Source organism: Polystyrenella longa (assembly GCF_007750395.1).
Lineage (GTDB): Bacteria > Planctomycetota > Planctomycetia > Planctomycetales > Planctomycetaceae > Polystyrenella > Polystyrenella longa.
The window spans coordinates 681,978-695,138 of sequence record NZ_CP036281.1; the positions used below are offsets into that span (position 1 = coordinate 681,978).

Consider the following 13,161-nt stretch of genomic DNA (forward strand, 5'->3'; position numbering starts at 1 on the left):
TTAAAACAGAGGCAGGTCGTGATTGTTCCGAGTCTCTATGCGATGTCAGTCTTTGAATACAAACTCGGGCGTATTCAACATGGCCCACATCAGGTCCTCGGTGACCATTTTGCGATCAGCTCCTTCTTCGTTGTAGATGGAAATCGCGACTTCCCGTTCTTCGGCATCTGGGAAGCGGTTATAAACGCTCAAATACAGTTCTTCTATAATCTGTTCGTTCGTTTTGTCCGACGCGACCAATGTCGCGGCATACCCTTTGTCACTGGTGACCTTCTTGTAAAGTTCTTCCGAGTTCATCAGGTGCAGAGCTTGCACGATGGTCGTGTCGGTCGTTCGTTCACAAGGAGGATCCTGGTTCGGGTCGGGACGTCCAAAGGCATCGAGGAAGAGCGAGTTGATTCGCGTTGTCCACAATTCTTTCGCCGATACACCCGCAGGCATCGCCTGGAAACTCTGTTTGTCCCCTGTGATCTGAATGATCGAGTCGAGTAGCACTTCGGCCCGTAAACGCTGCCGGTAATACCGGGAGTAATTCCGTGTATCAACCGTGTTTCGTTCGACCGGGTTTGAACTGAGGCCATAAACGTAGGACGTACAGATTCGACGAATTAATTGTTTGATATTGAAGTCATGAGCGGCGAAATCTTCACCGAGGGCGGTTAGAAGTTCCTGGTTCACAGCCGGGTTGGTTCCACGCAGGTCGTCGACAGGTTCGACCATCCCGCGTCCCATCAGGTCGGCCCACACGCGGTTTGCCATCACCTGAGAGAAGAACGGGTTTTCTTTAGCCGTCATCCAGATCGCCAGGGATTCGCGTCGATCCAGGTCTTCTGTAATTTCGGGTGCTTCACCGAATAACGGCCGCGGAGGAAGAACCTCATTCGTCAGGGGATGTTTGACTTCTCCGCTTGGTCCGTTGTAGATCATCTCTTCCGAACCGGAGATCGGTGGCGAGAGGCCAGTCCCTTTATATTTCACGCGGGCAAAGTAAGCGGCAAAACTGTAAAAGTCGTCCTGTCCCCAGATTTCAAATGGGTGATGGTGGCACCGGGCACAATCGAGCCGAATCCCGAGGAACAACTGACCAACCATGGTCGTGACTTCATCTGGAGTTCGGCGGTCACGGAATAAGGTCACCGCTCCGTTACGGAAGGTACTGCCTTGTGCCGTCACCAGCTCACGGACGAATTGGTCGTAAGGTTTGTTTTCCCTGAACGATTCGCGAATAAAGTTGTCGTAATTAAGGACCGCTTTGATACCGACCCGGTAAGGGTTCGGTCGCAGCAGGTCGGCCCATTTACTCGACCAGAACTCAGCGTATTCGGGTTGTTCGAGTAAGTGATCGATCAGAAGAATTCGTTTGTCGCTGGAAGAATCTGTTAAAAAGGCTCGTGTTTCGGCTGCCGTAGGGGCGCGACCGATGACGTCCAGATAGGCTCGACGCAGGAAGGTATGGTCGGGAGCCTGTTCGGAGGGAAGCAGTTTCAGCTCTTTAAGGTTTTTCCAGACGAGGCCATCGATAAAGTTCTGTTCGGGAAGTTGATCGTAGATGTTTTCGTCGACGTCGCCCGGCAGCGGGACGGAAACATTGCAGATGGCGATCACATTGTGGTACCGGGCCATGACGGCTGCTTTGCCGGTGACGGTACCGGAAGTGATCAGGCCTGTTTCGTCGATATCGGCAATAGCCGCTTCATTCGATTGGTATTGAGTAAGGCGGGTGACATCTTTCTGAGTGCCGTCCGAATAGTGTGCCGTCACGATCAGCTGTTGTTCTTTTTCGTTCTGCATAATCCGGGCGGACGGATAGACAGTGACTTTTTCCAGCGTAGGCGTATCGGGTTGCTTTTCAGGCGTGCCTGAAGCAATCCATCGTGCAAGCAGGTTGTATTCCAGGCTGCCCGGTTCCAGCTTTTTGCCTCCACCATGTGGAATGACGGCTGAAGTTTTCTGTAAGATCAGGCTCTGTTCGGGAGCAGGGGGGAACAGGCGACGCCCACGTGTCTCTTTGGTGAGTGCGTTGTAATCGAATTCGGCATCAAACCCGAGTAGTGATAGTTGGAAGCCATTCTGGCCGCGAGCCTTACCGTGGCAGGGGCCAGAGTTACACCCGTAACGGGTCAGCAGTGGCATAATATCCCGATTGAAGTCGATCTGTTGTACGACGCCGGCATTCGTGACCGTTACGCTCAGTTCCTGGGTCTGGTCGCCGAGGGAGACTCGGATCTTTCCCGTCCCATTGTCGACGGGAAAAATGATGTTTTCCTCGACACGACAGATCTCCGGCGTCAGCGACTCAATCGTCGCTTCGCGAGTGCGGTCAGTGACGAACTCTCCTTCCGCCTGATCAATCACCATGTGCTGGTAACTGTGCTTTCCTTTCAGCTGGATCTCTTGCGGAAAGACGGTGAGCGGGGCAGAGTCCGCAAGTGCGGATGTCAGGGGAAGTGACAATAACGTCAGACAAAGAACGGAGATAAACTTCATTCGTTTCAGCATCTCTATTACTTGTATTGCGGGAGGCGGGCTGGGTGGGAGAGAAGCGAGTGGTGAGGAGTGCCTCCAGGTGGGAAATATCAATCCTCGCTTATTCATATACTATACGCCCCAAAAGGGGTTAGGGGCAACTTGAACCCGGATTTTGTCCCCTGAACGAGAGGTTTTTTGCCGGTTCGAGTGTACAGTGCGATATAGACAGATCTGTATAAAACAAGGATTACAGGCAATGCTCGGGTGACCCAGGCAATCTTGCAGAGTTGTCTGGGCCACCTTCTGACTTTTTCCAGGTCGCTTTTGCTATTACGCATTCGACTTTTTAACGGGCGGTCCCGGATAATGGGGGCTTAGCTTGTTGCTCTTCGGTCGGAGTGCCAGATCGCCGTTTTTCAGGAAGGGCTCACCGCGGATCTGGAAATGGTCCACCATGCGACTGCGCCACTTGCGGAGTTCGTCGGAATGTTCAGGTAATCCGGCAAGATTTTTCAATTCATGCGGATCGTTCTCCAGGTCGAACAATTGTTGTTCACCATCAAGTGTGTGGAAGAGGTACTTGGTGCGGCCATCGGTTAAACCGCTCCAGTGGATCCAGGGGCGGTAGCAGATGTCGTGTTCCATGTCGATGTATTCCCGCCAGTCGGAATTCTCACCCCGGGCGAGCTTGAGCAAGCTTTTCCCGTCAAAGTCGGCCGGGTTCGCATCAATGCCTGCGGCATCCAGGAAGGTCGGAAGGATATCCCTTAGTTCCGTCGGTTGATTCCAGGTCACCCCCCGTTCGTCGGAGGCCATTCCGTTGGGCCACCGGACCAACATCGGGACACGGGCAGAGGCTTCGTAGCCGTAGCCTTTCCGCCAGAGATGGTGGTCGCCCGTCATGTCGCCATGATCGGAGGTGTATACGATAAGCGTGTTCTCCAGTTCGCCTCGTTCTTCGAGTGCATCGAGGATGCGTCCTATCTGTTCATCAATGAAGGAGACGGAACCATAATAACCCTGACGCGATTTGCGGACCTGCTCTTCGCCCAGATCACCCCGCCAGAGCGAACTGCTGCCTTCAGGTTGAGGTTCTTCGTTGCGATCGGCCCAGTCACCCACGGCCGCTTTGGGAAGATCGCGGTCTTCGTAATGATCCCACCATTTCTGGGGTGGATCGTAAGGGCTGTGTGGCCGCGCGAAGGAGACCTTCAGAAAGAAGGGTTGATCTCCCTCGTAATTATCCAGAAAGCGAACTGCTGCTTCGCCCGTCCAATGCGTTGGGTGTAGTTCAGCCGGTAGTTGATACGCACCTCCATCGTAGTCATTGAAACCGATGCCAGTGACATCGGGATCTTTAGTTGGTGCGACCGAGTAGAACCAGGATCGGTAATCACTGCGGAAGTCGATCGATTGTTCGCGTAAGGATTCATCGAGCAGCCCACTGTGATACCCGTGCAGATTTCGCTGAGGAGTATAGTGCAGTTTGCCGATAACGAACGTGTAATAACCATTGTCCCGCAGCATCTGGGGCATTTCGTTCGGGTATTTCTCGGCGACTTTGAAGTAACCAAGCATGCCATGACGCCAAGGGGAAAGTCCGGTCAGCAGGCCCGCGCGGGCGGGGGTGCAGGTCGGCGTGCTGGAATAAGCAGAGGCACAGCGGGCCCCTTGGTTAGCGATGCGATCCAGATTCGGTGTGTGGATGAGCGGGTTGCCGTCGGCACCGACACAGTCTCCTCGATGCTGGTCGGACATCAGAAATAAGATGTTTGGTTTGTTCAGGTTTTTAGGAGCGGCGGAACCTGTCTTGCCGAATGACGCTGCAACTAAGCTGCCAAAACTGGCGGCCAGCATTTGGCGACGGTTGATCTCGGCGCGGAAAATAGCGTCCATAAAACATTAACCTGTATTCAGTTCAGGAGTGGCAAAATCGATGCGACAGCGAGGTCACTGGTAGTGATACATATCGTATTTCATATTGTGGATGTCTATCGATGGTAATGGATATGGCAGTGGGGCAACACCTTTTTCTCGCAGGCAGTCAGCAATTCCAGATTATTCAGTTCGCGTGTGTGCTTGTGAAATCGGAAGACAGCAGAGAGAATAAGACCGCCCACGCCGAATTTGTCAGAAAGTGAAATTCATGCCACGGATGTCTCTCTTTAAACACCGATTAAACTTAACAGCGATCAACAGAATGTTGGTCTGTATCTCCCTGTTGGCAATGCTTTGTGTTTATTCAGGTTGTCGCCCAGAGACACCCGTTGAAGAAGTCTCGGTTGAGCAAACTGATGCGGGAGAAGAACTACCTGCTCTCGATTATGGTCCCACGGACTGGCCTTATTGGCGTGGTCCTACGCAAGATGGAAAACCGTCCGAAAGCGCCAGCGCAGAAAAACCGTGGACGAGTCTCGAAAATGAACTGTGGAAAATCAAAGTTCCGGGGCGCGGTCATTCTTCTCCCGTGATTTATGGGAATCAAGTTTTTCTTACGACAGCCGATGACGCCGCCGAAACACAAAGTCTATTAGCCTTCGACCGTGATTCCGGAGATGAACTCTGGACGAGGCAAGTGCATCAGGGCAATTTCCCTTCCGATGGAGAGATGCACCGCAAAAGTACAAATGCTTCTCCGACACCCGCCTGTGATGGAGAGCGGGTCTTCGCTTTGTTTCTGAATGATGCACAGCTCTATTTGTCTGCCTACAGCCTGACTGGCGAGCAACTCTGGCAGACTTCCACCGGGGCATACATCTCTCGCTTCGGACTGGGACCTTCACCCGTGTTGTATCAATCCTATGTGATTGTAGCCTCGGAGCATTCGGGTGGGGGCAACATCACCGCCGTGCATCGCAAGACGGGTAAAGTTGCCTGGAGAGTCAAGCGGACTCGGGCCGATACCTATTCGTCACCCGCCATATTTAATATCGACGGAACCGACCACATGATCCTGAGCGGGGCGAATGAAGTCGTCAGCCTCGATCCCGCCAATGGCAAGACGCGCTGGAGCATTGAAGGGACAGCCAAATCGACTTGTGGCACCGCCGTTCGCTGGAATGATCTGATACTTGTCTCTGGTGGATACCCGGAACGGGAAACAATGGGAATTCGGGTGGGTGCGAAAGCGGAGAAAATCTGGTCGGCTCGCGAGAAGTTGTATATTCCCTCGTTGATCACATTCAAGGGGCATGTACTGGGACTTAATGACGATGGCATCGCCTGTTGTTGGGAAGTAGAGACGGGCAAGCAGACTTTTAAAACGCGAACATCCAGTGGATACGCTGCTTCCCCCGTTCTGGATGGCGATCAGATCATCATTCTTAATGAACAAGGGATGGGATCGATTCTCAATCAGAATCCCAACGAACTCGAATCGGTTTCCGAACGCAGTTTCGGTACCAACGCCATGGCATCTCCGGCCATCTCGGGAGACCGACTCTATCTACGCGTGGCGGAAGAGGGAGCAAATGGACGTCAGGAATATCTGTACTGCCTGCAGAAATAAACGAGCATGTCGTCCGTCATTGTGATGCGAAAGAAACAGAGGAAGGATCGAACTCGCGATGTCTCAGTTTGACGGGAGTCGGGTACTTATTACCGGGGGGCTGGGATTCATCGGCGCGAATCTCGCGCGGCGACTCGTCGGACAGGGGGCCGAAGTTACCCTCGTTGACAGCTTGATTCCGGAGTACGGAGGGAACCTCGAAAACATCGCCGGCATTGCAGATCGAGTGAAACTGAACATCTCTGATGTCCGCGACGAGCATAGCCTGCGGTATCTCGTGCAGGGACAGGATTACCTGTTCAACTTGGCGGGGCAAACGAGTCATCTTGATTCGATGCACGATCCGTTCACCGACTTGGAGATCAATGCGCGGGCACAACTTTCTATTCTGGAAACATGCCGTCTGGAAAACCCAAACATTCGCATTGTGTTCGCCGGAACTCGTCAGGTGTATGGTAAACCCGATTACCTACCCGTCGATGAAAAACATCCGCTACGTCCCGTCGACGTGAATGGTGTCAACAAGATGGCGGGGGAGTGGTACCACATTCTGTATAATAATGTGTATAACATTAAAACGACCGTCCTCCGTTTAACGAACACGTACGGCCCCTGTATGCGAATTAAAGATGCCCGGCAGACATTCGTCGGGGTCTGGATTCGGCAGTTGTTGCAAGGAGATTCGATTGAAGTTTGGGGCGGCGCACAACTGCGTGACTTCACGTACATTGATGATTGTCTCGATGCCATGATGTTGGCCGCGACTCACGATAATGCAACAGGACAGATCTTTAATCTGGGAGGAAGAGAAGTGATCAGTCTGGAAGATCTCGCCTTACTCCTTACGGAAGAGCATGGTTCAGGCAGATTCCAACGCAAAGAGTTTCCCGCCGATCGTCAACGGATTGATATTGGTGATTATTATGCTGATGACCGGCTCATCCGCGAGCAACTCGGATGGGAACCTCAGGTTTCTCTTCGAGATGGGTTGCGGAGAACGATTGATTATTATCGTGAGCGATTGGATTCGTATGTTTAATCTGGCGTGCGATTTGTGTTGTCGAGCAATTGATGATTTGTTTTTAACACAATGGCTCGAAGGCACGAAGAGGTTGGAAGTTCAAAACGTAGTGATGCACTAATGACCTCTCGTTATTCTTTATCTTTTTTCAATCAGATTAGCCCCATCATAAAGAACGTTCCCAATACAACGAGCGATATCAAAAACCTTGAACCTCTTCGTGACTTCGTGACTTCGTGACTTCGTGACTTCGTGACTTCGTGACTTCGTGACTTCGTGACTTCGTGACTTCGTGACTTCGTGACTTCGTGACTTCGTGACTTCGTGTCTTCGTGTCTTCGTGTCTTCGTGTCTTCGTGTCTTCGTGTCTTCGTGTCTTCGTGTCTTCGTGTCTAGGTGGTTCAAAAAACTGACACTCCCCTCTCTCTCTCTCTCTCTCTTTACGACTGTTTAATTACACCTCATGACTGACCAACATCCCGTCAAACAATGCGACCCGCACGCCGGTTACCACGCCTGGTGGGTCGAGATCGATGCGGCGGTGATTGAGACATTGCAGCGTGACCGCTATCTCATGGGGAAAGAACTTCGTCTCTTCGAGCAGGAGTTCTCGCAGTGGCAGGAATGTGAACATACTGTGGGTGTGGCGAATGGGACGGATGCCCTGTTGCTCTCGCTGATGGCACTGGATATTAAACCGGGAAGTGCCGTGCTGACTCCTTCGATGACGGCCGTGGCGACCGTTAATGCGATTGTCCGCAGCGGGGCCATTCCCGTTTTTGTAGACGTGAATGAAGAGACGGGGACGATTTGCCCGCACTCGCTCGAAGAGACATTAAAACGACTTCGGCGTCGCTCATTCGGTTTGAAACCCGCAGCGATGGTGGTGGTTCATCTGTATGGTTTAGCGGCAGAGATGTCCCGATTGTGTGTACTATCGGAAGAATATTCGCTTCCCATTATTGAAGATGCCGCTCAGGCACACGGAGCCCGCTATCGAGATAAACGGGTCGGAACATTCGGTAAACTGGCGGCGTTCAGTTTTTATCCTACGAAAAATCTGGCGGCCCTGGGTGATGCCGGAGCGGTGACCACGGACGACTTACGGTTAGCAGAACGGGTAAGAGCATTACGGCAATACGGATGGGACGAACAGAGACAATCTCATGAGGTGGGTGTGAACTCACGCCTGGATGAACTACAGGCGACAATCTTGCGTATCAAACTACGTCATATCAATCAGGAAACCCGCCGTCGTCGAAAGATTGCGCAGCATTATAATCATGCCCTACTGTCGACCTCTATTGAACCAATGGAGGTATTGGCGAACTCGAAGCCGGTCTACCATCAGTACGTCGTTCGTACACCGCAGCGAGAAAGTTTGCGACAACATTTGGAGAAGCAACAGATTCAAACAGCCGTTCATTATCCACTGGCCGTGCATCAACATCCGGTTTATCAGAAACGGTATGATCAACTCCTGCATCAGAAACTGATCGAGCCCCTTGTGCGAACAGAGAAGCTGGCGGAACAGGTTCTGAGTTTGCCAATGTATCCGCAATTGTCTGACGGGGAGATTGAACGGGTGACTCACGCGTGTCGGGAGTGGAGCACACTAAGGGGTGGCACAGAACAGGGTAGCACAGAGAAATGAGTGATGACGCGCAGCATTCCAGCACGGTAGACGCCGAACATTTCGTCACTTTGTTCGATCTTCAATTTCTATCTTTGGGGATTTCGCTCTATCGATCCTTGCTGAAGCATTATCCTGTGGCGGAATTGTGGGTTGTCTGTCTGGATGAGAAAGTTGAGTTCGCCCTGCGTAAATTGAGATTACCTAAGCTGCATCTGATTCCCCTCAAGACTATCGAGTCCGCCGAGTTACTGGAAGTCAAACCGACACGGAGTCGAGCGGAGTACTGCTGGACGTTAACTCCGTTCACAGTGGAGGCGGTGTTTTCGCGTAACGACTTCGTGCGTCGGGTAACTTATCTGGACGCTGATTTATATTTTCTGGATTCACCGGCATCGTTCTTTGTCGAACTGGAGACGCATAAAAAGCAGATCCTGATCTCCGAACATGCTTACGCACCCGAGTATGATCAGACAGAGACGAGCGGCCGCTTCTGTGTGCAGTTCTTGACATTCTCTCGTGATCCGGCGGCGTTGGAAGTCGCTCATTGGTGGCAGGCACGCTGTTTGGAATGTTGTTCGGAGGTGCCAGTCGACGGAAAGTTTGGTGATCAGAAATATCTGGACGATTGGCCGACGTTGTTTGGCGATGTCGTTCATGTCGCCCAGAAAACAGAGAAGACTATTGCACCGTGGAATGTGGGGCATCAGTTAGAAAAAAGGAATGGCCCACTCGATCCAGTCTTTTATCATTTTCATGGATTGCGGTTGTATCAAGGTGGCTACTGCCGATTGTATTCCGGCTATCAAATCCCGAACGAAGCCCTTTATCTGTACGACATATATCTAGCCAGTTTGACGGAGTCGTTTCAACTACTGTCGGGTCAAGGCATTCAGGTCTCCTATCCCAAACGGAATCGATCGCCGAAAGAATTGGCTCGGCTTTTCAAAAGGAAATGGTATAAAACCGAAGCGTGGCGGCATCTTGAGACCGCTTCTTTTTGACAGGACTCTTCCAGCCGGGTTACACTGACACCAAGATAAATCCATTCAGAACTTAAAGGTGCATCATGGCGGCGACACGAAGGCTCTTTCTTAAAACGGCGGCAACGGGTGCGCTACTCTCGCCCGTGACCTTTCTCAGAGCTAACGGAGCGAATGGTGAAGAACCGGCGCTCGGTATGTCGGCTCCGGACTTGAAGACGGGGGAAGTGATCCGCACTCAGGGCCAATTGCTTCCCTCCGGGGAGTTTCTTCGCGAAGAGCGTCGACTCGTCCCGGTTGCTGGAACCAGCGACGTTCTGGTTTGCGGAGGTGGCCCGGCAGGAATCGCGGCGGCACTGGCGGCCGCGCGGCAGGGAGCGAAGACGCAACTTCTCGAGTTCGCCGGTTGTCTGGGAGGTGTCTGGACGGCGGGGATGTTGACGAAAATTCTCGACGCCGGAAACAAGTCGGGCATCATGAAAGAAATCCTGAAGGCTCTATCCGCACAGGGAAGCGACGTTGCCAAAACCAGTTCTGGTACGGTGTACGACCCTGAACTGGCCAAACGTGTTCTGGAAGAAATGTGCGTAGAAGCAGGAATTGAAATCCAATTGCATACGCTGGTTGTCGGTGCGGTGACGGACGAACAGAACCGGTTGGTTGCGGTAATTACTGAATCCAAATCGGGTCGACAGGCGTGGTTGGCAGAACGGTTCATCGATTGTACTGGCGATGGCGATCTCGCGGCGCAGGCGGGCTGTCAATTCGATGTGGGACTCAACGATGATTGTGACTGTCAACCCATGAGCTTGATGGCGTTACTGACAGGGATCGATCCGCAAGAAGTGGAACCTTACATTCGCGAAACAGGTCGTGAGGCTAAACAACGCTTTCTCAAACTGATGCGGGACGCCGGTATCAACCCTTCGTATCGAGCACCGACGTTGCGCCATTTGCATGACGGTATATTTTCATTAATGACCAATCACGAATACGGTGTCTCTGCCTTCGACGCGGGGGCCATTTCGAAAGCGACTATCAACGCTCGAAAAGAAGTGTTTGAGATTGTCGCCGGTTTGAAAAAACTAGGTGGTCCATGGTCAGGAATTGCCGTCGTCGCTACAGCAGAGCAGATTGGAGTCCGAGAAGGACGGCGGATTAAAGGCCGTTATACTCTTACGGGAGACGATCTGGTATCCGGGTTACGCCATCCCCAGGCGATCGCCCGCGCGAAGTTCCCGTTTGACGTTCATTCACTGGAACTGGCTGGCAATCCGGAAGAGGTCAACGAATATCGCAAACAGGGAGTGAAATCGTACGACATTCCTTACCCCGCTCTGGTCTCGGCCGATGTCGATAATCTGCTGATGGCGGGACGATGTATCAGTGGGGACTTTCTGGCGCATTCCAGTTACCGGGTCACGGGCAATGCCGTTCCCATGGGAGAAGCGGCAGGCAAGGCCGCTGCCCTTTCAATCACGCAGCAGGTCATGCCGCACGAGATTGAATGGCAAACGGCCCGAAGCAATTCCTGACTTCGAGCCGTTTCCAATTTGTGAATCTGTTCTACCAGAGGCGACAGATTATTTTTTGAGCAATTCAGGCAACAGCTTCTGAAGATCATCGACGTTGCTGGGCCGACTGTGGACGGTGCCATCCTTATTCAACAGGAACATCGTCGGCACCATGATAATACCGTATTCCATCGCGGTTGAACTTTCGTCTCCGCCGGGTTCGTACATCTGTGGCCAGTTGATTTTCTGTTGTGTCAGGAATGGTTTGAGCGTCTCGGGGGTCTGGTCGATGGCGACTCCCAGAATCTCGAAACCGCTTGAGCGGTATTCGGTATATAATTCTTTCAACAGCGGCAGGTCTTCCTGGCATCGTTTTGACCAGGAGGCCCAGTAAATCACAAGAGTGACTTTTCCTTTGAGCTGTGCCGAACTCAGTTTGCCACCAGCCAGATTGCTCCCTTCCAGCAGGAAGGGTTTGCCGTCGGAGTTTAATCGTCGCAAGGCACCATCGGCTCTTTTGGCGACAGTCAAAGTCGGATGCTTTTTAGAGATGGTTTCATACCACTTCTGTGCTTCGCTAACTTCACCACTGAATTCCTGAGCCAGTGCGAGCTGGAACATCGCTTCAGCCGCATCGACCGAGTCTTCGTGTGCTTTGGAGAATTTCTCCAGCTCATCCAGCCACCACGATTGCACCTGTTGACGACCTTCATCGTCGGTGGTTGCTTTCAAACGGGAACTGTATTCAGCCAGAATACGTCGGTACGAGACATAGGCACTGAGAGAATTATTCTTGAGCGAAACTTCCAACGCTTTCAGGCGTTCGAGTCCGGGTGGATATCCACCTGTCTGTACGGCGGCAGCGAGGCCGTCGATCATCTGTTGTAACCATTGCTCTTTTTCTTCGGTACTGGCAGAGGCTTCCACCAGTTTTTCGAGGATATCCGCTCGCTTCGCATTGTACTGAGCGATTGCTTCCGGACTGTCGGACGGACTGGGGCTGGCGGCGTCCAGTTTCTGTAATGCGTCGAGAAGCTTCTGAACTTCTTCTGGAATGCCGGCCATGCTTTCACTGTTACTGAGCGAGGTAATGCTCGGTTGCATCAACACTCCGCTAGCCAGTTGGAGTGAATCTCCCACCAGGGGTTGAGGAACCGCCGTCAGTTTCCAGACATCGCCAAGACTGACCAGTTCGCCAATCTGGATCAGCATGGTCTGGCCACCTGCTTCTACAATCGACATCGCGTTTTCATAAACGAGTAAGTCCTCTCGGGCTTTGCCCTCGTCTGCGGGGATGATGCCGGGAGTGGTTGCGTCAAACCGCATCCACTTGGCTTTCGCGTCCAATCCTTTGGCCGCAGTTCGGGCTTTTTTCATTTGCGCTGCCGCTCCAGTGATATTTTCCTGAATCTGGCGGGACAGTTCATTGGAAATTCCAAGCTTGGTGATTTCCGCCGGAGTGATCATCACCTGCTGCAGGGCAACAAGGTCGTTGTTGATCAATGCTTCGACGGCAACACGGCTAGCTTCCTGAGCGGAAAGTAATTTCCATTCATCGATTTTTCCGTCAGCATTGTTGTCGATACCCCAGCGGGCACCACCTGTATTGAGCCAGCGGCACTGATCGACTTTATTGTCGAAGTTACTGTCGATGTCGCGGTAGACTTCGATCCCGTACTGATAGTACTTCCATTGGTCGACGACATTATCCGCGTTGGTGTCAGTGAATCGTCGGAGGACTTCTCCCTGCGGACCCAGAACAACCCAACCGGATGCTTTCCCATTCTTTTCGACTTCGACTTTGCAGTCGGCGTACTCGGCGGGGGTGGGTGTCTGGTATTCGATTCCCTGCTGGACCGGTTTGTACTTAAGTACGTCCGTCAGCTTGGGTCCCTCTGCTGCAAACAGCACGGAGGGGGCCAGCATGCCAACTACCAGCAATGTTATGGAATAATCAAACCAAGGTGAGCGAAAAGCGTTCCCTGCTTTCATTATGAAATACTCCCTGTTCTGAACCTCGATCAGGCCCATCG

8 protein-coding genes are annotated in these 13,161 nt (G+C 52.4%); 5 read left to right on the plus strand and 3 right to left on the minus strand.

Features of this window, described 5'->3' with window-relative positions; translation table 11 throughout:
• Positions 1 to 45: 45 nt before the first annotated feature.
• On the minus strand, positions 46 to 2,487 hold the full coding sequence (locus tag Pla110_RS02495; protein WP_231742861.1) for a DUF1549 and DUF1553 domain-containing protein: 2,442 nt from the start codon (positions 2,485 to 2,487) through the stop codon (positions 46 to 48).
• Between the two features lie 312 nt (positions 2,488 to 2,799).
• Positions 2,800 to 4,365, minus strand: a complete 1,566-nt coding sequence (locus Pla110_RS02500; RefSeq protein ID WP_197440455.1) for an arylsulfatase — start codon at positions 4,363 to 4,365, stop codon at positions 2,800 to 2,802.
• A 250-nt stretch (positions 4,366 to 4,615) separates the two neighbouring features.
• Between Pla110_RS02500 and Pla110_RS02505 the strand changes: the two genes are divergently transcribed.
• From Pla110_RS02505 to Pla110_RS02525, 5 genes are all read left to right on the plus strand, one after another.
• Positions 4,616 to 5,977 carry a PQQ-like beta-propeller repeat protein gene (locus Pla110_RS02505; RefSeq protein ID WP_144992852.1) on the plus strand — a complete coding sequence of 454 codons (1,362 nt, stop codon included), beginning with the start codon at positions 4,616 to 4,618 and terminating at the stop codon, positions 5,975 to 5,977.
• Between the two features lie 58 nt (positions 5,978 to 6,035).
• Positions 6,036 to 7,016, plus strand: a complete 981-nt coding sequence (locus tag Pla110_RS02510; RefSeq protein ID WP_144992854.1) for an NAD-dependent epimerase/dehydratase family protein — start codon at positions 6,036 to 6,038, stop codon at positions 7,014 to 7,016.
• Between the two features lie 445 nt (positions 7,017 to 7,461).
• Positions 7,462 to 8,652, plus strand: coding sequence for a DegT/DnrJ/EryC1/StrS family aminotransferase (locus tag Pla110_RS02515; RefSeq protein ID WP_144992856.1), 1,191 nt, complete (start codon positions 7,462 to 7,464; stop codon positions 8,650 to 8,652).
• Complete coding sequence (locus Pla110_RS02520; RefSeq protein ID WP_144992858.1) at positions 8,649 to 9,635, plus strand: glycosyl transferase; 987 nt, start codon at positions 8,649 to 8,651, stop codon at positions 9,633 to 9,635. The genes Pla110_RS02515 and Pla110_RS02520 overlap by 4 nt, the downstream gene beginning before the upstream one ends.
• 65 nt (positions 9,636 to 9,700) lie before the next feature.
• A complete protein-coding gene (locus tag Pla110_RS02525; protein ID WP_144992860.1) occupies positions 9,701 to 11,149 on the plus strand; it encodes an FAD-dependent oxidoreductase in 1,449 nt (482 codons plus the stop codon).
• A 48-nt stretch (positions 11,150 to 11,197) separates the two neighbouring features.
• Here the strand turns inward: Pla110_RS02525 and Pla110_RS02530 are convergent, their stop codons facing one another.
• A complete protein-coding gene (locus Pla110_RS02530; protein WP_197440456.1) occupies positions 11,198 to 13,120 on the minus strand; it encodes a TlpA disulfide reductase family protein in 1,923 nt (640 codons plus the stop codon).
• Between the last annotated feature and the right edge of the window lie 41 nt (positions 13,121 to 13,161).